Origin of the sequence: Micromonospora sp. NPDC007220 (assembly GCF_040634035.1) — a bacterium.
GTDB lineage: Bacteria > Actinomycetota > Actinomycetes > Mycobacteriales > Micromonosporaceae > Micromonospora > Micromonospora reichwaldensis.
This window is the reverse complement of sequence record NZ_JBEYEU010000016.1, coordinates 71,645-93,510: the sequence shown is the minus strand read 5'-3', so window position 1 is coordinate 93,510 and position 21,866 is coordinate 71,645. Positions and strand designations below refer to the sequence as shown.

Annotated in this window: 13 protein-coding genes and 1 pseudogene; 10 read left to right on the top strand and 4 right to left on the bottom strand. The window is 71.2% G+C overall.

Annotation, left to right across the window (positions count from 1 at the left end):
• The first annotated feature begins 103 nt into the window (after positions 1–103).
• From ABZ573_RS23840 to ABZ573_RS23820, 5 genes are all read left to right on the top strand, one after another.
• Positions 104–2,002 (top strand): MBL fold metallo-hydrolase, encoded by a 1,899-nt coding sequence (locus ABZ573_RS23840; protein WP_358121053.1) that lies wholly within the window; start codon positions 104–106, stop codon positions 2,000–2,002.
• Positions 2,003–2,024: 22 nt separating this feature from the next.
• Positions 2,025–3,071, top strand: coding sequence for a LacI family DNA-binding transcriptional regulator (locus tag ABZ573_RS23835; protein WP_151457031.1), 1,047 nt, complete (start codon positions 2,025–2,027; stop codon positions 3,069–3,071).
• Between the two features lie 261 nt (positions 3,072–3,332).
• Positions 3,333–4,373: an ROK family protein gene (locus ABZ573_RS23830; RefSeq protein ID WP_358121049.1), complete on the top strand. Its 1,041-nt coding sequence runs from the start codon at positions 3,333–3,335 to the stop codon at positions 4,371–4,373.
• Positions 4,366–4,947: an SIS domain-containing protein gene (locus tag ABZ573_RS23825; protein WP_121398030.1), complete on the top strand. Its 582-nt coding sequence runs from the start codon at positions 4,366–4,368 to the stop codon at positions 4,945–4,947. The genes ABZ573_RS23830 and ABZ573_RS23825 overlap by 8 nt, the downstream gene beginning before the upstream one ends.
• Positions 4,944–7,772: a glycoside hydrolase family 38 C-terminal domain-containing protein gene (locus tag ABZ573_RS23820; protein WP_358121046.1), complete on the top strand. Its 2,829-nt coding sequence runs from the start codon at positions 4,944–4,946 to the stop codon at positions 7,770–7,772. Before ABZ573_RS23825 ends, ABZ573_RS23820 begins: the two co-directional genes overlap by 4 nt.
• A gap of 63 nt (positions 7,773–7,835) precedes the next feature.
• Here the strand turns inward: ABZ573_RS23820 and ABZ573_RS23815 are convergent, their stop codons facing one another.
• Positions 7,836–9,821: a hypothetical protein gene (locus tag ABZ573_RS23815; protein ID WP_151452546.1), complete on the bottom strand. Its 1,986-nt coding sequence runs from the start codon at positions 9,819–9,821 to the stop codon at positions 7,836–7,838.
• A 188-nt stretch (positions 9,822–10,009) separates the two neighbouring features.
• Here ABZ573_RS23815 and ABZ573_RS23810 point away from each other — a divergent pair, with 188 nt between their 5' ends.
• Positions 10,010–13,063 (top strand): glycoside hydrolase family 38 C-terminal domain-containing protein, encoded by a 3,054-nt coding sequence (locus ABZ573_RS23810; protein ID WP_358121042.1) that lies wholly within the window; start codon positions 10,010–10,012, stop codon positions 13,061–13,063.
• 71 nt (positions 13,064–13,134) lie between these two features.
• Here ABZ573_RS23810 and ABZ573_RS23805 read toward each other — a convergent pair whose 3' ends face one another.
• Positions 13,135–15,633, bottom strand: coding sequence for a hypothetical protein (locus tag ABZ573_RS23805; RefSeq protein ID WP_151452544.1), 2,499 nt, complete (start codon positions 15,631–15,633; stop codon positions 13,135–13,137).
• A 226-nt stretch (positions 15,634–15,859) separates the two neighbouring features.
• Here ABZ573_RS23805 and ABZ573_RS23800 point away from each other — a divergent pair, with 226 nt between their 5' ends.
• The 3 genes from ABZ573_RS23800 (at position 15,860) to ABZ573_RS23790 (ending at position 19,268) form a co-directional block, all read left to right on the top strand.
• The gene (locus ABZ573_RS23800) at positions 15,860–17,224 is read left to right on the top strand and encodes an extracellular solute-binding protein (RefSeq protein ID WP_151452543.1); all 1,365 of its coding nucleotides are present in this window, start codon (positions 15,860–15,862) and stop codon (positions 17,222–17,224) included.
• Between the two features lie 128 nt (positions 17,225–17,352).
• Positions 17,353–18,324 (top strand): sugar ABC transporter permease, encoded by a 972-nt coding sequence (locus ABZ573_RS23795; RefSeq protein WP_151452542.1) that lies wholly within the window; start codon positions 17,353–17,355, stop codon positions 18,322–18,324.
• Positions 18,321–19,268 (top strand): carbohydrate ABC transporter permease, encoded by a 948-nt coding sequence (locus ABZ573_RS23790; protein ID WP_327027871.1) that lies wholly within the window; start codon positions 18,321–18,323, stop codon positions 19,266–19,268. Before ABZ573_RS23795 ends, ABZ573_RS23790 begins: the two co-directional genes overlap by 4 nt.
• Positions 19,269–19,873: 605 nt before the next feature.
• On the opposite strand, the pseudogene ABZ573_RS23785 reads toward ABZ573_RS23790, so the two are convergent.
• Positions 19,874–19,990: pseudogene (locus ABZ573_RS23785) on the bottom strand (IS5/IS1182 family transposase); the annotation flags it as partial.
• Positions 19,991–20,169: 179 nt separating this feature from the next.
• Here ABZ573_RS23785 and ABZ573_RS23780 point away from each other — a divergent pair.
• Complete coding sequence (locus tag ABZ573_RS23780) at positions 20,170–20,868, top strand: alpha/beta hydrolase (protein ID WP_327027870.1); 699 nt, start codon at positions 20,170–20,172, stop codon at positions 20,866–20,868.
• Positions 20,869–20,976: 108 nt separating this feature from the next.
• Here ABZ573_RS23780 and ABZ573_RS23775 read toward each other — a convergent pair whose 3' ends face one another.
• Entirely contained in the window at positions 20,977–21,759 is a 783-nt protein-coding gene (locus ABZ573_RS23775; protein ID WP_358121036.1) for a hypothetical protein, read from the bottom strand.
• Positions 21,760–21,866 lie beyond the last annotated feature (107 nt).

Here is a 21,866-nt window from a genome sequence, read left to right as displayed (position 1 = left end):
TCTGGGAACGTTATCAGCAGGTCCTTCCCTTATGAACCAACGCTTGTCCTGGTGCGAATACTGAATCTTCCCCGAAGGCTATGGGATCGATACCATCCCGGGCATGACCGAGTCGCGTGTAACGGAGATTGCGCCCGGCATCTTCCGGGTAAGGGACACCTGCAACGTCTATGTGGTGCGCTCGCCGGAAGGGTCCGAGGGACCGGACGGCGTGACCGGCCGGGACGGCACCTCGGCCGCGCGCACCGCCTTCGCCATCGACTTCGGCTCCGGTCTCGCGCTCGATCACCTGGCCGAGATGGGGATCGACCGGATCACCGACGTCCTGATGACCCACCATCACCGCGACCAGGGGCAGGGCCTGCCCCTGGCGGTGGCCGCGGGCATCCGGATCCACGTGCCGCCGGTCGAGCGGGACCTGTTCGCCGACGTGGAGGGGATGTGGCAGGCGCGCACCCTCCACAACGACTACAACCTGCGGCAGGACAGGTTCTCGCTACTGGAGTCGGTACCGGTGCACGACGTGGTGCCCGAGTACCGGCGCCGCACGTACGCGGGAACCACCGTCGAGGTGGTGCCCACGCCCGGCCACACCACCGGGTCGGTGACCTACCTCGTCGAGCGCGGCGGCCGTCGCCTCGCGTTCACCGGTGACCTGGTCTACGCCCCCGGAAAGGTCTGGTCGCTGGCCGCCACGCAGTGGTCGTACACCGACAACGAGGGTCCGGCGATGACCGTGCTGAGCTGCTACCAGCTCATGGAGCGCGACCTCGACCTGCTGCTGCCCTCGCACGGCGAGCCGATGGACGAGCCGCGGGCGGCCCTGGGCCTGCTCGCCACCCGGATGGGCCAGTACGTCGACTCGCGCCGCCCGTACCCCTGGGACCTGCGGGACCGGCTGGACAACCCGTTCACCGCGCTCACCGAGCACCTGCTGCTGAACCGGACCAGCAACTCGTGCAGCTACGTCCTGCTGTCGGAGACGGGCGCGGCGCTCGTGATCGACTACGGCTACGACATGACCACCGGCCTGCCCTCGGGCACCGACCGGGCGTCGCGCCGCCCCTGGCTGGCCTCCCTGCCGGCGCTGCGGCGCAACCACGGCGTCACGTCGATCGAGGTGGCCCTGCCGACCCACTACCACGACGACCACGTCGCCGGCATGAACCTGCTGCGGGACGTGGCGGGCACCGAGATCTGGGCGCCGGAGAACGTGGCCGGGATCCTCGAGGCGCCCATGGTCGAGGACCTGCCGTGCACCTGGTACGACCCGATCCCGGTGGACCGGCGGCTTCCCCTGGGCGAGAGCTTCACCTGGCACGAGTACGAGATCATGGTCCACGAACTGCCCGGCCACACCCTCTACGCGGCGGCGTACGAGTTCGCGGTGGACGGGGTGACCGTGCTGGTCACCAGCGACCAACAGGTCGGCTCGGGAGTGCGGGGCGGCCCCCGCGAGGTCCTGAACTACCAGTACCGCAACCGCTTCCGCATCGGCGACTACCGGGCGAGCGCCGAGCTGTACCGCCGGGTCGGCCCGGGGCTGATGGTCTCGGGGCACTGGGCGCCGCGCTGGGTCACCGACGACTACCTGGAGCTGTTGACCGAGGCGGGCGACGAACTCGTCCGGGTCCACCAGGACCTGCTGCCGCTGGACGAGGGCGAGGTCGTCGCGGACGGCGTACTCGCCCGAATTGCGCCGTACTACTCGCGGGCGCAGACTGGCACGGTCGCCCGCTTCGTCGTCAGCGTGAGCAACCCACGACCCTCCGTCGAGAAAGCCGTGGTATGTCTTGTGCTGCCGGTAGGCTGGGTCGCTGTGCCGGACGTCGCGGCGATCTCGTTGCCCCCGCTCGGGCGGGGGGAGATAGAGGTCGAGGTGACGCTGACAGGGCCGGCGCGACGACGGGCCCGGATGGCCGTCGATGTGAGCATCGGCGATCTCCACCTGGGTCAGCACGCGGAGGCACTGGTGGACGTGACAGAAGCTGGGTCGACGTGACGGAAGCGGGACGGGTGGCCGAATGAAGAGTGGGCTGACGGTGCCCGACGGGTTCCCTCCGGCACGTCGGCCTACCATCAGGGAGGTCGCCGAGACGGCAGGGGTGTCCCGGTCGACCGCCTCCCGGGCGTTGACCGGTCGCGGGTACGTCGCACCGGCGGTGCGCGACCGGGTCCGGGAGGTCGCGCGCAGCCTCGGCTACGTGCCCGACGCGACCGCCCGGCACCTGCGGCAGCAGGCCAGCCAGTCGATCGGCGTGCTGGTGTCCGACCTGAACAACCCGTTCTACGCCGGGCTCGCGGCCGGCATCAGCCAGCAGGCCCGCAAGCGGCAGTACACGATGATGCTGGCCGACGACGGCGGTTCCCCGGAGGTCGAGGCGGAGGCGGCCGAGGCGTTCGTGGCCCTGCGGGTGGCCGGGGTCATCGTCACCCCTGTGTCGGCGGAGATCAGCACCTACCTGGCGCGGCAGCGGATCCCGGTGGTGGAGGTGGACCGCCAGTTCTCGCTGGGCGCCTGCGACGCCGTGATGGTCGACAACAGCAGTGCCGCCCGGCAGGTCACCTCGCAGCTGCTGGACCTCGGCCACCGGCGCATCGCGATGGTGATCGACGAGATGCACTGGACCACCGGCCGGGACCGGCTCGCCGGCTACCGGGCGGCGTTCGCGGCGGCCGGCGTGCCCTTCGACGACTCGCTGGTGGTCAGCGCCGGCTGGGACGTCGACGCCGCCCGGATCGAGGCACACAAGCTGCTCAGCCGGCCGGAGCCGCCGACCGCCGTGTTCGCCGCCAACAACGTCCTGGCCGAGGCCGTGTGGCGGGCCGCGACCGAACTCAACCTCACCATCCCCGATCAGCTCAGCCTGGTGTCGTTCGACGACGTCTCGTGGATGAGCCTGGTCCAGCCCGGCGTGACCGCCGTGGCGCAGGATCCGGTGGCCCTCGGCGAGGCGGCCATCTCCCAGCTCTTCGAGCGCATCCAGTCGCCGCACGCGCCGGTGCGGACCGTGCTGCTCTCGGCCACGGTCACCTCCCGCGGCTCGACGGCCCCGCCCCGGACGCGCTGACCGGGGCGGCGACGCGCCGGCCCGACCGCACCGGCGCGCACGCGCCGGCTCCGTCACCCGGCACTGCTGACGAACACGTGCCGCCGCATCCCGCCCACGCGCCGTAGCACCACCCGGCTGCCCTCGCTTGACGATGTCCGGGCTCACTCCTAGGCTCTGTCTGGGATCGATCCCATAGACGCCGGCCTTCCGACGGCCGCCCCGGGAGACCCCGCAGGCATCCCGCTGCACCACCCCCCGGGGCCGACCGAGAGGACTCCCATGACCGACCCTGACCCGTTCGCCCTGCCGCCCGCCGGCAGCCCGGGCCCGGTTCTGGCCCTCGACATCGGCGGCACGAAGCTGGCCGTGGGCGTGGTGACGGCCGACGGCTCCAGCCACGGCCTGGTGGTGGAGCCCACCCGCCGGGAGGACGGCTGGCGCGTCGTGACACGGCGGCTCTTCGAGATGGGCCGCCGCGCCGTCGAACTCGCCGGCGTCGGCCCCGTCCGGGCGGTGGGCATCGCCTGCGGCGGACCGTTGGACGCGCCGTCCGGCAGGCTGCTGTCGCCACCGCACCTGCCCGGCTGGACGGACGTGCCCATCGGGCCGCTCGCGGCGGACGCGTTCGGGGTGCCGTTCGCGCTGCAGAACGACGCAACCGTCGGCGCCATCGCCGAATACCGGTTCGGCGCCGGCCGGGGCACCACCACCATGCTCTACCTGACCGTCTCGACCGGAGTCGGCGGCGGCGCCGTCATCAACGGCACCCCGCACCGCGGCGCCGCCGGCAACGGCGGGGAGTTCGGGCACCTGACCGTGCACCGGGGCGGCCGGCGATGCGGCTGCGGACGGCGAGGCTGCGTCGAGGCGTACGCCTCCGGCACGTCGATCGCCCAGCGCGCCCGCGAGGCCCTGGCCGGTGGCGCGGCCTCGTCGATGTCGGCGCTGCCCAGGCTGACCGCCGCGGACGTCTCGGCGGCGGCCGCCGCCGGCGACCCGCTCGCCGTGCGGGTGTGGACCGAGACCGTCGACCTGCTCGGCGCGGCGGTCACCGACCTCGTGAACGCGTTCGAACCCGACATGGTGGTGCTGGGCGGCGGCGTCACCCGGGCCGGAGCCATGCTGATCGACCCGGTCCGCGCCCTCGTGGCGCGGGAGGCCATGGCGCCGGCCGCCCGCGTCGCCCGCGTCGTCCCGGCCGAACTCGGCGACCTGGTCTGCGTGGTGGGCGCCGGAGCCATCGGCCACGACCTGCTCGCCGAGGCCGATCCGGCCGGCGGGCTGACCCGGAACCTGCGAGTGGAGCGAGCACATGTCTGACTGGTTGAAGACCCAACTGGACGACCACGTGGCCGTCGCCGAGGCGACCACCACGCTGGCCGACGACATCCGGACGGTGGGCGAGCTCGTCTGCGACCGGCTCGCCCGCGGCGGCGTCGTCTACACCCTCGGCAACGGTGGCAGCGCCGCGGACGCGCAGCACCTCGCCGGCGAGCTCATCGGCCACTACAAGCGCGACCGCAGGCCGCTGCCCGCGGTGACCCTGAGCACCGACGCCAGCGTGATGACCTGCATCGCCAACGACTACTCGTACGAGGACGTCTTCTCCCGCCAGGTGCGCGCGCTCGCCCGCCCGGACGACGTGGTCATCGCCTTCACCACCTCGGGGCGGTCCCCCAACGTCGTGGCGGCCCTCGCCGCCGGGCAGGCCGGCGGCGCGACGACGGTGCTGTTCGCCGGCGGCGACGGCGGTCCGGCCCGCATCCACGCCGACCACGCCCTGCTCGTGCCCAGCAAGAGCACCCAGCGGATCCAGGAGATGCACACCCTGATGTTGCACGTGATCAGCGAGATGGTCGACGCGTGGGCCGCCGGCGAGGAGCCCACGGCGTGACCGAGCCCGACCACCGCGACGGCACCGGCACCACGCCGATGGAACCGCCTTCGGGCCCGACGGCGGAGCCGCCCCGGCAGCGGACGGCGGCGGAGGCCACCACCGGACGCCCGACGGCGCCGGTCGCCAACGCCCCCTCCGGCGACCAGCCGCCCGGCCTGCACCCCGCGCGCCGCCCGGCGGCGACGCCGCAACGCACCCTGCACATGATCGGCAACGCCCACCTCGATCCGGTCTGGCTGTGGCCGTGGCAGGAGGGCTACCAGGAGACCCGGGCCACCTTCTGGTCGGCGATCCACCGGATGGAGGAGTATCCGGACTTCGTGTTCACCTGCAACCAGGTGGTGCTGCTGAGCTGGGTGGAGGAGTCCGACCCCGAACTGTTCGCCCGGATCCGGGAACGGGTCGCCGAGGGCCGCTGGCAGATGGTCGGCGGCTGGTGGGTGGAGCCGGACTGCAACATGCCCTCGGGCGAGTCGTTCGTCCGGCAGGGGCTGCACGGCCAGCGCTATCTCAAGGAGAAGTTCGGGGTCACCGCCACGGTCGGCATGAACGTCGACCCGTTCGGGCACCACGGCATGCTGCCGCAGATCCTGCGCGGCCAGGGCATGCACGCGTACTGCTTCCTGCGGCCCGGCCCGCACGAGTCCCACCTGACCGGCACCGCCTTCTGGTGGGAGTCGCCCGACGGTTCCCGCGTGCTCGCCTACCGGATCCCGTTCGAGTACTGCAGCCCGCCGGGTGACGTGGCGGGGCAGACCGACAAGTCGCTCGGCGTGCTCGACCACGGCCTGGGCGACATGATGATCTACTTCGGCGTCGGGAACCACGGCGGCGGGCCCACCCGGGCCAACATCGAGTCCATCCACCGCTACGACCGGATGGGCTCGTTCGGCCGGATGGTCATCTCCTCGCCGGCCCGCTACTTCGACGAGTTCGCCAAGAACCAGGGCGAGGAGGGGCTGGCGAAGCTGCCGGTCTGGCGGGACGACCTGCAGATGCACGCCCCGGGCTGCTACTCGGCGCATTCCGGGATCAAGCTCTGGCAGCGCCGCGCGCAGGCCGCGATCCTGTCCGCGGAGCGGTGGGCGGTGCTCGGCTCGACGCTGTTCGGGCTGGACTACCCCACCGACGACCTCGGCCGGGCCTGGCGGCAGATCCTGTTCAACCAGTTCCACGACGTACTGCCCGGCTCCGCGATCGAGAGCGCGTACGACGACGCCCGCGACCAGCTCGGCGAGGCGGTGGCGGTCGCCAAGCGGATCATCACGCGTACGCACAACGTGATCGCCCGGCACGTCGACATCCCGCTGGCCGAGGGCACCCAGCCCGTCCTGGTCTTCAATCCCCACCCGTGGCCGGTGACGGCGCAGGTGGAACTCCAGTACGGCACCCAGCCCACCGGGGTGCACGTGGTGGACGCCGACGACCGCCTGACGCTCGCCCAGCGGACCCAGTCGGTGGCCACCACCGACGACAAGGGACGCGGGGCGACGGTGTTCGAGGCGGTACTGCCGCCGCTGGGCTACCGGCTCTACCGGCTGCGGTCCGGTGCCGCGCCGGCGGACACGCAGGCCGGTGAGCGGCAGGCGGGCAACCTGCGGGCCACCGACACGGTCCTGGAGAACGACCTGCTCCGGGTGGAGATCGACCCGGAGACGGGATGGCTGCGCGGGCTGCTCGACAAGCGGACCGGGGTGGACCTGGTGGCCGGCGCCCGGGGCGAGCACACCCAGATCTGCCAGGACCCGACGGACACCTGGGGCCACCGGGTCGTCTCGTACCGGTGGCCCGGGGCTCCCATGCGGACCAGCCGCGTCACCCTGCGCGAGGCGGGGCCGCTGCGCGCCCGGCTGCGGGTGGAGCGGGCATGGAACCGTTCCACGATGGTGGAGGAGTTCATCCTCGGGCACCGCGACGACCACGTCGAGGTCCGGGTGACCCTCGACTGGCGGGAGCAGGCCCACCTGCTCAAGCTCTGCTTCCCGACGGCTGTGAGCGACCCGGTCGCCACCTACGAGATCCCGTTCGGGTCCATCGGGCAGCCGGTCGACGGCGGGGAGAACCCCGCCCAGTCGTGGGTGGACGTCAGCGGCACGGTGGACGGCCGGCCCGCCGGGCTCGCGGTGGTCAACAACGCCAAGCACGGGTACGACGTCTCGCCCGGCGATCCCGACGGGGACACCCCGAGCATCGGCATCACGGCCGTCCGCAGCCCCGTCTACTCCTGGCACGATCCGCGCCAGCTCGATCCGGACGGCTTCTACTCGTACCAGGATCAGGGGATCCAGTCCTTCCGCTACCTGCTCGTGCCGCACGGGGGCGACTGGCGGCAGGCCGGCCTGTTCCGGCGGGCGGCCGAGCTGGGCGCGCCGGTCCGGGCCATGTTGGAGAGCTTCCACCGGGGTCCGCTGCCCGCCCAGCAGAGCTACCTGTCCGACGGCGGTGACCAGGTGATGGTGACCGCCGTGAAGGGCCACGAGGACGGCGGATCCGCCCCGGACCTGGTCGTCCGGGCGGTGGAGACCACCGGCCGGCCGGGCCGGGTCCGCATCGACCTGCCGGTGCTCGGGCGGGCCATCGAGGCCGACTTCGGTCCCAGCCAGCTGCGCACCTTCCGGGTGCCGGTCGACGGGGGCGCCGTCCGGGAGGTCGACCTCATCGAGTGGGACCTCGCCGAGGCGTCGCCCGGGTCGGTCACGGAGTCGGCGATCCCGGCGGCGCCGGGCGGGCGGCGCAACACCGAGCCCGACCGCGAGTCCTCCGACGCGACGATGCCGGCCGAGCGGCTGGCCCCGAACCAACGCCGCCGTGAGGGCGGCTGAGCCCCGGCGCTCGGGACCGCTCCCCCGCTGACCCCTCCCCCGCGCTCCGCGTCCGGGCCGGGGTCAGCGGGGCGGGACCAGGAGGGTGGGGTCGGCCAGTGCCTGCTCGCAGCCGAGCAGCAGCACCCCCACGCTCCACGCGTGCGACAGCGTCAGCAGCATGCCCTTCGGCTGGAAGCAGGCGGTCTGGTAGTACCGCTCGCTCACCATCCCCCGGTACGCGTTGAAGTCGCCGTCGAAGCGCGCGACGAACTGGCGGAAGCAGGCCAGCGCCTCGCGCGCACGCTCGACGTAGTGCGGGTCGCCGCAGGCGGCGGAGAGTTCCGCGAACTCGGCCGTGCAGATCAGCCCGTACGCGTGCAGGTGCTGGTTGGAGGGCGAGGCGTTGTCGGCCCCCCGGGTCGCGAAGCGGTAGGTGTGCAGCAGGGTGCCGGCCGGGAACGTGGTGTTGTACGTGTACCGGAAGGTCAGCGTCCAGTCGGCGGCGCGGCGGGCGAGGTCCAGCCAGCGCCGCTCGCCGGTGCGGCGGTGCAGCGCCAGGTACGCCATCACGGCGACGTAGCCGTCCTCCGAGGTGGGGGCCAGGTCCACGTCCTCCGGCGCGCCGTGCAGGAACTCGCTCTCGACGAACGGCGCGTAGTACTCCCCGGCCCGGACGGCGGCGGCCAGGTACCCGCCCCCGGCGCCGTCCGGCCCGTCCCAGCGGGCGGCCTCGGCCAGCGCGCCCACCCAGGCCAGTCCCGCGCAGCCGGCCCAGGAGAGCACCTCACCGGTCAGCGCGTGGTGGGTCGAGCCGAGGTTGCCGTCCGGCCGCTGCCGGGCGACGACCGCGTCGAGGTTGGACCGGACCGCGTGGACCCACGCCGGCCGCGAGCCCTCCGGGTCGCCGTCGAGCTCCAGGGCCCGGACGAGGAACTGCGTCGCCTCGGCGAGGGTGCGCGAGTGCAGCGTGTGCGGCACCGGTGACCAGCTCTGCGACCAGCCCCGGTGGCGGTACCAGACGCCCCAGAAGGTGCCGGACGGAGACAGCTCGGCGCAGCAGAAGTCGATGACCCGTTCCGCGGCCGCGACGTCGGCTGTCGCGCCGACCCGCCGTCCGTGGGCCAGCAGGGCGTACGCCCACGGAATGCCGCTGACCCAGCCCACGTGCATGGCCTGCCGGTCCACGGGCAGCCCGTCCTGGCCGCTGATGCCCCGGTCGAACGCAACCGTCTCCAGCAGGACGCCGGGCTCGGCGTAGTGCCACCGGCGCAACCCCTCGGCGGCCAGCACGGCGGCCTGCGTGACGTCGACCCAGGGCCGCAGCGGGGCGTCGGCGGCCTGGCGGGCGTGCTCCTCGCGCAGCACGGCCGCGTAGCCGTGCCGGTCCCGGTCCAGCGCGTAGACGGCGAGGTCCAGTTCCACCCGCTCGCCCGGGCGCCAGGCGTACGTGCTGACCTCGGCCGGCCCCGGTGCCGCGGATCCGTCGTAGCTGACCGGCGCCTCCCGGAACGGAAACGTCAGGTGCAGGTGTCCGCAGCCGCGCCCGGCGTCGTGCCCGAACCCCAGCCCGGTCATGCCGAGGGCGGTGGTCTCGTCGGCGACCAGGGCGACGCCGCCCTCGCCGGTCCAGCCGAACACCGCCGGGGTGGCCGCCCGGTCGGCCCGGAACTCCCAGTGGTCGCTCACCATGCCGGCGTGGTCGGTGCCGTCGACCGCGAACCGGGGATACACCCGCAGGCAGTCCGCCGGCCGGTTCTCGCCGTAGAACGCGCCGGGCAGCAACCACCACGGCGGTTCGGGGTCGGCGGAGAGGTCGACCCGGTACCGGATTCCCGCGTCCACCACCGCGTCGCCCCGGTACTCGACGGTCAGCCGGACGTCGCGCCGCCCGGTGGCCGACGGCGGCGCCCAGTCGAGGGTGGCCGTGAACGGCCCGTCGGCGGCCGGTTCGGTCCGACCGTCGGCCCAGAGGACGTCGACCGTTCCGGGCGCCGAGCCGACCGTCTGACCGGCCGCGTTGCGCAGTGGCGTGGGGGCTGCGACCGCAGCGGGCAGGGAGCCGGTCACCGTGACGTGCACATCCTTCGCGCTCTGGGATCGATACCACTATTGAGCCGCCAAGATAGCGGAAGTACCCCTACAGGGCCAGGTATCGGCCGGACAGAACGCATTGACACAAGCAAAAAGCGTGTGGTTGCGTCTGTGGATTCGTTCCCACAAGCGGCCCGGCCGCTCACTCCCCCGGGAGCTTCCCGATGCATCGCTCTCTGTCCAACCTGACCCAACGGATCGACCGGGTTCTGCTCGAACGCTTGATCCCCGCGATCCACCGCGACGTCGAGCCCGTGACCGTCGAGGCGGCCCACCTGCCCGGCGAGCCGGTGCCCGCCGACGTCGGGCTGGCGCTGCCCTACGCGCCGTTCGCCGTGGGCCAGTTCTGGGGTCCCGCCTGGAGCACCACCTGGTTCCGGTTCACCGGCGAGGTGCCCGAGCGGATGCGCGGCGGGCGGGTCGAACTGATCGTCGATCTCGGCTTCGAACGGGCCGGGCCCGGCTTCCGCTCGGAGGGCCTCGCGTACACGGCGGACGGCACTCCGATCAAGGGCATCGAGCCGCGCACGGCGTACGTTCCGGTGGCGCGGGAGGCGGGCGGCGGCGAGCGCGTCGAGGTGTACGTCGAGGCCGCGGCGAACCCCCGCTTCGACGGCACCGTCACGCAGCTCGGTGACCGGGAGACCGCCCCCGACACGCCGCTCTACCGGCTCGACCGGGCGGAACTGGCGCTGCGGGACGAGGAGGTGTACGCGCTCGTCCTGGACGTACAGGTGCTGCACCAGCTCGCCCTGGAGCTGGCCGTGACCGACCCGCGGCACCACGAGATCCGTCGCGCCCTGGAGCTGATGCTCGACGAGCTGGACCTCGGCGACCTCACCGGCAGCGCGCCCGCCGCCCGCAAGCGGCTGGCCGGCGTCCTCGCCTCCCCGGCAGCGCCGAGCGCCCACCGGGTCACCGCCGTCGGCCACGCGCACATCGACTCGGCCTGGCTCTGGCCGGTACGCGAGACGATCCGCAAGTGCTCGCGCACCTTCTCGAACGTCGTGGCGCTCGCCGACGAGTACCCCGAACTCGTCTTCGCCTGCTCCTCCGCCCAGCAGTACGCCTGGCTGCGCGAGCACCACCCGCAGGTGTACCGCCGCGTGGCGGAGAAGGTGGCCAGCGGGCAGTTCCTGCCGGTCGGCGGCATGTGGGTGGAGTCCGACACCAACATGCCGGGCGGCGAGGCCCTGGTGCGCCAGTTCACCCAGGGCAAGCGGTTCTTCGCCGCCGAGTTCGGCATCGAACCACGCGAGGTCTGGCTGCCGGACTCGTTCGGCTACTCCGGGTCCCTGCCGCAGCTCGCCCGCCTCGCCGGCTTCCGCTGGTTCCTCAGCCAGAAGATGTCCTGGAACCAGACCAACCGCTTCCCGCACCACACCTTCTGGTGGGAGGGCATCGACGGGAGCCGGGTCTTCACCCACTTCCCGCCGGCCGAGACGTACAGCTCGGAGCTGAGCGGGCGCGAGCTGGCGTTCGGGGTGGCCAACTTCACCGAGCACGGGCGCTCCACCGTGTCGCTGCTGCCGTTCGGCTACGGCAACGGCGGCGGCGGGCCCACCCGGGAGATGCTGGAGATCGCCCGCCGGGTCGCCGACCTCGAAGGCTCGCCCCGGCTGGCCATCCGCACCCCGGCCGAGTTCTTCGCCGAGGCGGAGCACGAGTATCCGGACGCGCCCGTGTGGAACGGCGAGATGTACCTCGAATACCACCGGGGCACGTACACCAGCCAGTCGGCGATGAAGCGCGGCAACCGGCACACCGAGCACCTGCTGCGCGAGGCCGAGCTGTGGTGCGCCACCGCCGCGTCGCGGACCGGCCACGAGTACCCGTACGACGAGTTGGACGCCGTCTGGCAGGAGACCCTGCTGCTCCAGTTCCACGACATCCTGCCGGGCAGCTCGATCGCCTGGGTGCACCGCGAGGCCCGGCAGACGTACGCGAGACTGGCCGACCGGCTGGAGACGCTGATCGACGCGGCGCTCGCGGCGCTCACCGGCCCGGGGTCGGTGCCGCTGGTCGCCAACGCCGCGCCGCACACGCGGCCCGGCGTGCCGGCGCTCGGAATCGCGACGACCCCCGCGGACGGCACCGGGCCCGACGCCGGCGCCTCGGCGGTGTCGGTGCGGACGGGCCCGGACGGCACCGTGCTGGACAACGGCCTGCTCCGGGTGCGCATCGCCACCGACGGGACCGTCGCGGCCATCCGCGACCTGGTGGCCGACCGGGAGGTGCTGCCGGCCGGCACCTCGGCCAACGTCCTGCAACTGCACCCGGACCTGCCGAACAAGTTCGACGCCTGGGACGTCGACGAGTTCTACCGCAACCGGCGCCACGACCTCACCGAGGTCACCGAGCTGACGGTGCAGGCCGACGATCCCCGGTGCGTGCGCGTCCGGATCAGCCGCAACGACCGGAACTCCGCGTACGTGCAGACGGTGTCCCTCGCCGCCGGGGAGCGCGTGCTGCGGTTCGAGACCGAGGTGGACTGGCACGAGCGGGAGACCTTCCTCAAGGTGGCCTTCCCCGTCGACGTCCAGGCCACGCACTCCAGCTCGGAGATCCAGTTCGGCCACCTCCAGCGGCCCACCCACACCAACACCTCGTGGGACGCGGCGCGCTTCGAGATCTGCGCGCACCGGTGGCTGCACGTCGGCGAACCGGGATACGGCGTGGCGCTAATCAACGACGGCACGTACGGCTACGACGTGACGCGCCGGCCGCCCGGCGACGCGCAGGGCGCGCAGCCGACCACCGTACGGCTGTCCCTGCTCCGCGGCCCCCGCTACCCCGACCCGGACACCGACCGGGGCGCGCACCGCTTCGGCTACGCGCTGGTCTGCGGGGCGGAGATCGAGGACGCGGTACGCGAGGGCTACCGGGCCAACCTGCCGGTCCGCCGCCGCACCGGTGGGCACGCGGTGGACCCGCTGATCGAGGTCAGCGACCCGGCCGTCGTGGTGGAGGCGGTGAAGCTGGCCGACGACCGCTCCGGCGACGTGATCGTCCGGGTGTACGAGTCGCTCGGCGGACGCGCCCGTGCCCGCCTGAGCGCCTCGTTCGGCCTCGCCGGGGCCCGGGTGGTCGACCTGCTGGAGCGGGCGGACGAATCGGTCGCCGCGCTGGCCCCGGTCACGGTCGAGGGCGACGCCGTCGACCTCGCCCTGACGCCGTTCCAGGTGGTGACGCTCCGGCTGACGCCAGCGCGGGACTGAGAGAGCGTGGTGACACCCGGGCGTGGTCTTCGCTTGGTCCGTCAGCGAAGACCACGCCCGGGTCGCCGGGGTCAGGACGGCGGGTCGGCGCGGCGCAGCGTCACGTCGGCGATCCCGTGGCCGGCGACGGTCACCGGACCGCCGCCGGTCACCCCCGGGCCGGCCCACTCGACGGTGGCCGCCACCGGTTCGGCGCCGATGTTGCGCAGCCGTACCCGCACCGCCTGATCGCCGGCCGGCCGGACCTCGGCGAGCAGGCGGTCCGCCGGTTCCACCCGGAGCCCGCTGCCGCCCGTCACGCCGACCGGCCCCGCGTACCGCCGCGCCTGCAACGGTTCCAGCAGGTTCCGGCCGTACACCCGGACCTGCTCGCGGGTCACCGGGCCGGAGCGCGCGGCGAACCGGTACCGGTACCGCCGGGTGCCGTCCTGGCTCGCCTGGAAGTTGGTGAAGTGCAGGTTGTTCATCAGCCAGCTGTTCACCTGTCCACCGGCCACCGCGAGGGTCCGCGCCCACCGCCCGGTGTGGAAGCCGCCCACCTGCACGAGCGGCGCGTCGAAGCTGCCCCACAGGATGCCGTGGTCACGGTTGGTCACACCGACCGCGTGCTGGACCGAATGCCAGTCCCTGCTGGTGTCCGGGAGCTGTTCCGTCCCGGCCGCGTACACCGCGCCGGCGGTTTCCAGCAGGAACTCCGGGTCGGGCACCGCGAACGGGAACGCCACGAAGATGCTCTCCGGTTCCAGCCGCGCGGGCTTGACCAGGTGCACGTCGAGGTCCACGACGTCGGCGTCGCGGTAGAGCGTGAGCGCCACGGTGGCCGCCGGGAGATCCGCCGGGGTGACCCGCCACGTGATGGTGGCCAGCTCGGCCGACTCGGTGATCGCCGGTTCGTCCTCGCCCCGGGCGACCAGCCGCTCGAAGTCCGGTCCCGGGAAGTCCGGATGGAAGTCCTTGGGCGAGCGCACCACCATCGGATGGTCGCAGCCGGTGGGGATCCTCTCGACCACCACCGCGCCCAGCCCGTGCGGCACGGCGGGGTCCACCAGCTCCCGGCCGTCGCGCCGGTCGACCAGGGACACCACGCCGCCGCGCGCCGGATCGACCACCACCCGGTACGGCCCCTTGGCGATCTCCCGGCCGGTCCGCGCCGTCGACGCTCCGGGCGTCGGCAGCAGTGCCACACCGAAGGCCGGCGCCCGGGCGACCAGCCGCGCCCGGCGGGTGGTGTCCAGCTCGACCTCGACGGGCTCGGTCCGGTCCCGCTCGGTCGGGTTGACCACGAGGATCCCGTCGCCCGCGGCCGGCACGGGCGCCGCGCCGGCCGGGTCCGTGCCGCTCGCCGCGAGCCGGAACATCCCCTCGACGGCCAGGTCACGCGCGAGGTCGTACGCCTGGTACGCGAATCCGGCCTTGGCGTTCCAGTGCGAGTGGCTGAAGGTGGAGTGCGGCTTGGAGTACGTCTCCCAGGAGCCCCAGGTGTGCTCGCCGAACAGCAGCAGGTCCTCGTCCACCCTGGCCAGGTCGGCAACCACCTCGTGTTCGTCGCGCAGCCGGGTCGGCCCGCGCCGGTAGCCGAGCACGTGGGCGAGCGCCGGTTCGCCGTCCCCCCGGAGCAGGGTCAGCCCGAGACTCGTCTGGGCCGCCCGGGCGAACGACCGGGCCTCCCGGTAGACGGCCACCTCCCGGGCCGTGGACCCGTGACCGTGCGACCACCAGTCCGACCACTCGCCGCGGACGACCGGCACGTCCGCCCGGCTGGCCTGCGGCTCCAGCAGGTCGAGGGCCTCGTCGATGGTCGCCGTGCGCATCGGCGGGTTGCCCGGCACGGTGTTCCAGTGCCGCACCACGTCGAGGAACAGCGGCGTCGGCCAGCGGTTGTCGTTCGCCGCGTGGACCACCGCGACGTCGTACGGGTAGTCCGGGCGCGCCGCCAGCCGCTCGACGAAGGCCGCGATGTGGCGTTGGGCGGCGACCACGTCACCGTCGACGATCCCCCACTGCTCGCCGAAGCCGTAGTGCGTGGAGAGCCACACGAACACCCGCTGGCCGCTGGCCCCCTCCCACCAGAACCCGGTCGGCTGCTCGTACGGCGCCCGGCCGTGGTCGGGGTTGAGCGCCATCACGAGCCGGGACATCCCCGCCCGGCGCATCGCCTCGACGGTGCCCCAGGCGATCCCGTTGACGTCGCCGTGCTGCTGGGTACGCACCGGCAGCCCGGCGGCCCGGAACACCTGGAGCGCGTCGTACGCCGCCCCGAACTCCGCATCGGACGGCAGCTGGGTCATGTTGAGGTAGCCACCCGTCACGGCGACCCGGCCCTCGTGCACGAGCCGCCGCAGCTGCGCCGCCCCGGCTTCGCCGGTCTCGGCGAGGTGGCGCAGCACCGGCCGGGCCACCTCGAACGTCCAGCGGAACTGGGCCGGGCCGGGTTCCGGATCCGCCTCGCAGAGCCGCAGCACCTCGGCGACGACGCGCCGGTGCTGGTCGTCCAGCAGGCGCGGGCTGTTGGTATAGCCCACGTCGTGGTGGGTATGTCCGACGAGCAGGATCTGGCTGATGGTCGGCACTCTGGCCCCCGATTGTGGCATCGTTGTCACACCGGATCCAACTCCACTTTGGCCCTCGTGGCAACCCCAGTTTTGCCTCTGACCTGGGCCGACACCAAATGGAAACATTCCCCACTTGTGTCCGGTGTCACGTTCGGATACGGTCCCGCCTGGTACGGATTCCATGCTGACTTCAGCCTCTTGAGGGCCGGTCCCGCCGGCCCCGCACGCCGTCGAAGGGACCCAGATGAGGAAAAGGCGAGCTGCCTTCATAGCCGCAGGCGTCGCCGCCGCACTCGTCGCGACTGCCGCCTGTGGATCGTCCGAAGGCGACAGCGGCGGCGAGGCCGCGAACTTCGACGCCAAGCCCACCGGGACCTTGAGCGCCTGGGGGTTCAACAACGCCGACGACGTCGGCAAGGCCCGGATCGAGTACGCGGCCAAGCAGCTCGACGGCGTCAAGATCGAGATGGACCAGACCGGCTTCGACGCGCAGAAGTTCACCACCCGCCAGGCCAGCGGCAACGTCCCCGACGTGGTGCAGATGGACCGTGAGCTGGTCCTCACCTACGCCGCCCAGGGCCTCATCCAGCCGCTCGACAAGTGCCTGGAGGTCAACAAGGTCACCAAGGACCGCTGGTACCCGGCGGTGGCCAACGACGTCACGTACAAGGGTCAGATGTGGGCGGTGCCGCAGTTCTACCAGCCGGCGGCGATCATCCTGAACAAGAAGGCCATGGACGCGGCGGGCGTGCAGGACGCCGACATCGACACGTCGAACCCCGACAAGCTGCTCACCGCCGTCGCGAAGATGTACAAGGCCAACGGCGGCGTGCCGACGACGCTCGGGTTCAACCCGCAGGCGACCGGCCAGATCAACCTCTGGCTCGTCGGCATGGGCGGCAAGCTCGCCGACGCCGACGGCAAGCCCGCCCTGGACGACCCGAACAACGTCGCCGCGCTCGAACTGCTCAAGAAGATCGTGGACGCGCAGGGCGGGTTCGCCAAGTACAAGAGCTTCACCGACTCGTTCGACATGTTCGGCGAGAAGAACCAGTTCGTCCAGAACCAGGTCGGGGCGGAGGTGGACGCCCAGTGGTACCCCAACGTCCTCTCGCCGTACAAGGACAAGATCAAGCTGGGCGCCGTGCCGTTCAAGGGCAAGGACGGCAACCCGGTCACCCAGGCCGGCGGCACCTCGTTCGTGATCCCCGCCCAGGCAAAGAACCCCTCGGCCGCCTGCAAGTGGGCGCTCGCGCTGACCGAGGAGGGCTCCTGGAACGCCGCCGCCGAGGCTCGGGCCAAGACGGTGGAGGAGAAGAAGTCCATCAACACCGGCCTGTTCACCGGGTCGCCGGTGTCCGACAAGGCCATCCGGGAGAAGTACGTCAAGCCCAGCGGTGACGCCGGCTTCGACCAGGTGATCAGCACGTACTACGAGGTCGCGGACGCCGGCAAGAGCGTGGGAGCCTCGCCGGCCGGCCAGCAGATCAAGCAGGAACTGCTGAACGCCGTCACCGCGGCGCTGCTCGGCAGCAAGCCCGCCCAGCAGGCGCTCGCCGACGCCCAGACGGCGTCGATGAACGCGTACAAGACCGTTACCGGCGGCTGACCGCCAGCAACGTACCTCGTGGGCGTGGCGGGTCCTCGCATGGCGCGGGAGCCCGCCACGCCGCATTGTGGAGATCTTGCGATCCACCCCGGGAATCTCCGGCACCCGGCACACCATGGAGGCGTTGGATGACAAGTACCACCGTCGCACCCTCCGGCGACGGCACTCGCGACAGCAGCAGGAAACGGCCGGGCCGGGGAAGGAAGTACAACCGCCGGGAGGCGCTGGCCGGCTACCTCTTCATCTCGCCGTGGATCATCGGCTTCCTCGTCTTCACCGCCGGATCGATGATCTACAGCCTGGTCATCTCGTTCAGCAAGTACAACCTGGCGACCAACGTCATCCGGCCGACCGGGACCAGCAACTACGAGGCGCTGCTGGAGAACCCGAAGGTCGCCAAGTCGCTGGCGAACACCCTGTTCTACGCCGTGCTGGCCGTACCCCTGGAGATCTGCTTCGCGCTGCTGCTGGCGGTGCTGCTCAACCGGGTGGGCCGCGGCGCCGGGTTCTTCCGCACGGTCTACTACCTGCCGAAGATGACCCCGGCGGTGGCCACGGCGTCGATCTTCTTCCTGCTGCTGAACGGCAACACCGGCGCCATCAACCAGGGCCTGCGCTTCATCGGCATCGAGGGCCCGCAGTGGCTGGTGGACCCGACGTGGGTCAAGCCGTCGATCGTGCTCATGGCCCTCTGGACGGTCAGCGGCACGATGGTCATCTTCCTGGCCGCGCTCAAGAACGTGCCGCGTGACCTGTACGAGGTCGCCTCGCTCGACGGGGCGGGCCCCGTCCGCCAGTTCTTCTCCATCACCCTGCCGATGATCTCCGGGGCGCTGTTCTTCAACGTCATCATCCTGACCATCGCGGCGTTCCAGATCTTCGACCAGGCTTACCTGCTGTTCTGGCGGGACCAGAACAACCCGGCGCCGGAGGCGTCGCTGTTCTACGCGGTCTACCTGTTCCAGGAGGCGTTCCGGCAGTTCAACTTCGGCTTCGCGGCGGCGATGGCCTGGCTGCTCTTCGTCATCCTGATGATCCTGACCTTCATCCAGGTCAAGGTCGGCAACCGCTTCGTGTACTACGAGGGAGAGCGGTCGTGACGACAATCGGCCCCAGCACGGCACCCACCGCAGCCCCCGTCCTGGCCCAGGCCGTGGACGCCGCGCCCTCCGGAGGGATACGGGAGCCCGGGCGCCGGCCGACGAGATGGACCGTCGGGCGGGTACTGCTCACCCTCCTGCTCGTCGGCTTCGCCGCGTTGTTCCTGTATCCCCTGGTCTGGCTGATCGCGGCCAGCCTCAAGCCGGCCAGCCAGGTGTTCGACAACTCGTTGATCCCGAAGACCTGGCGGTGGGACAACTACGTCCAGGTCTGGAGCGAGCTGCCGCTGCTGCACTGGGTGTTCAACAGCGTGTCGATCGCACTGCTCGCCGCGATAACGGTCGCCATCTCCAGCTCGATGGTGGCCTTCGGGTTCGCGTACTTCCGCTTCCCCGGCCGCAACCTGCTGTTCGGGCTGGTCCTGGGCACGATGATGCTGCCCGGCGCGGTCACGATGATCCCGATGTACCTGATCTGGAAGGAGACGGGTCTCCTCGGCACCTGGGTGCCGCTGTTCGGCGCCAACCTGTTCGGCTCGGCGTTCTACATCTTCCTGCAACGGCAGTTCTACCTGAGCCTGCCCCGGGAGCTGTTCGAGGCGGCCCGCATCGACGGGTCCAACTACTGGCAGCTGTTCTGGAAGATCGCCATGCCGCTGTCCATCCCGTCGTTCGTCATCGTCTTCCTGTTCGAGTTCCAGGCGGCGTGGAACAACTTCCAGGGCGCGCTGATCTATCTCAACGGGGAGTCGATGGAGGACTTCACCGCTCCCCTCGGCATCGCGTACGCCATGACGAAGTACAGCCCCACCGCCGGCGGGCAGGGCGACTACCAGTACGTCATGGTCGCCTCGCTGCTCGTCACGCTGCCCATGCTGCTGCTGTTCAGCTTCGGCCAGCGGTACTTCATCGAAGGCGTCGCTACCCAGGGCCGTAAGGGCTGACCTCCGAAACGCGGCTTTGGGCTCGGCGTGAAACCGGGCCCAGAGCCGCGCCTCCCCGCCGGGGTTAGATCGCCGCGAGCCGCTGAAGCAGAAGAAGCCCGAGGCGGCCCAGATCCTGGCGTGCCTTCGCGGCGTCTTGCTCGGGCCGCAGCAGTCGATCACCGATGCGGGAACGGCGCTCAGCGCCGACTTGCAGGCTCGCCGGTCCCCAGCTACGCGCCGTCTAGACTCGCCCGGTTGCGGGCCGCCGCGCGCCACCACGACGATCCGCTGGTCGCCGAGGCGGCGGATCGCCTGTCGGACGTACGCCTCCTCGCGTGGATGCCCGATCGAGAGGCTTCATCGACCTCGTGACGGTCGACGCTGCGATGCCATCGCCAAGAGGCGGACTTGGGACGTCAGCATGGGCCTCAAGCCGATACGGTCGGCGAAATGACCTTTGTGGACGCCAGCGAGGGACTGCCCACGCTCGGCAAGCTCGAACTGCTCGACGTGCGGCAAGTCTGGAAGCACGAGGCGCACACCTTCACGCCGTGGTTGCTGGCGAACGCGGACGTGCTCGGCGAACTGCTCGGCATGGACCTGATGCTGTCGTCAGCCGAGCACCCCGCTTCGAGGCACCGCCACCTGGATCGGCGGTGGTTGCGGTGGCTGCGGATGCGATCGGCCAGGTGATTCAAGGTCCGGCTGGACAACGAGATCGTGGAGGGGTAGGACAGCACAGGCGAGACTCCCGATCGGGGCATCGGGTTTTGGTCGATTTGCTGTCTTACCTGGAGCCTCGCCCTCATCGATCTACGGCCCCCGTGTACCAGCCTGACCAGCAACATCAGGTTGAAAAAGGGCTCAGTGATGCTCAGGGGTACATGAGCGGACGCTGTCGTTGGTAGCGTTCGCGGACATGGAGTCGCGGTTGATTCACACAGGCGCCGCGGCGTTGCACGTGGGCGTGACGGGCCACGGCCCTGACGTCGTCGTCCTGAGCGGTGGTCCCGGTTGTGTGCAGTATTTGGAGCGAGACGAAATCGCGCCTCGTAGCCACCGTGCCTGGTACCCCGAACCGCGTGGCGTTGGTCGCTCGGGCGGCGGCCCGCACACCATGGAACAGGCAATCACCGATCTTGAAGGCATCCGTGAAGCGGTCGGTGTAACCACCTGGACCGTGGTGGGACATTCCTGGGGTTGTGATCTCGCCGTACGCTATGCGGTTGAATGTCCGGAGGCGGTGGCCGCGGTGGTCGGAATCGCTGGTAGGGGCTTCCAGCGTGACCGCACGTGGTCCGAGGCGTACAAAGCCGGTAAGGCCACAGAGGCCGTTGTCGACATCGACTGGGTGCCCGAGGTACATACGGCTCTCAGCGATTCGTTCACCGACTGGATCCATCGACCCCATCTATGGAGCGGACTCGCCGCCTGCGACGTACCGATGCATCTCATCGCCGCCGGCGACGACATCCGCCCGCCATGGCCCCTGGCGCAGATCGCCGCACTCGTTCCACGTGGGAGGTTCTCCACCGTGCCTGGCGTACCGCATGACTTCTGGTTCACCCACCCCGAGGTGTGGACCCAGACCATCACGAACGCTTGCGCCGCTTCGTGACGTCCACCCTTCTGCACGCTCACATCGGCATGGTCAAGTGGGCGCAGTGCGGCTGATCCTGATGCCTGGCGTGCCCCACCACCCGCGCGTGCGGTCTGACCGGCGCGCTCAGATGCTGTGTGCTGCGGCGTAGAGCACGTACCACAGCGCCGCGCTCAGGGCACCGCTGGGAACGGCTGCGGTAAGCAGAACATGCCAGGTGCGCCAGAGGCGGTGCGCCTTGGCCAGCCCGGCCAGGACGACGATCGGAAGCACGATCTTGATGAGTTCCCCGATCACCACGCCTCGGAAGAACTCTGCTTGGTACGGATCGGACACGGTCAACAGTTGCCAGGGCGGTGCCAACATCACGGCCTGCCAGCCTTCGCCGGAGAGAAGACCGCATACCGCCCCCGCGGCCAGTGCCGAGGTCGAGGCTTTGCCGACCCGCACGATATGGCCGAGCTTGCCGAGAATCGGTCCCGCGATGAGGGAGCCGGCCAGCCATAGCGCCGTCATGATGGCAACCGAGCGCAGCCCCAGCAGGTCGGCCGACGTGCCGTCCTCCAGGGTCCCCCCACTCCATCGGCGGCTCACCACCAATACAAGCAGGTAATAGAGCAGCGTGGCCAGCACCAGCAGCGCAGTTGCACCGCCAACCGCTCGTTTCGCCGTGGCAGCCGAACGGCCGGCCAGGAACGCCGCCAAGCCCCAGGCGAAGCCGCTGCTGGTCAACGCTTTCAGGATCTGACCTGCAACGCCCGCGACGGAGTCCGCCACGAACGCGAGCAGGCCGAGCGCGACGGCGGCAGTTGCGACCGCCGATGCATGGGTACGACGGGATCCCCCAACAGCAACGCCGGTTACGCCGACCTCCACCGAAGGGGCGCCGACCCTATCAAGATCCGGCATTGCCGCGGATCCTCCCGGAACCGGAGATAAAGCACCCTCATCCAGGCTACTTGTTCGTTCGATGGTGTGTGCCTCCCGCCCTCGGGCGGGAGGCGCATCTCAGGAGC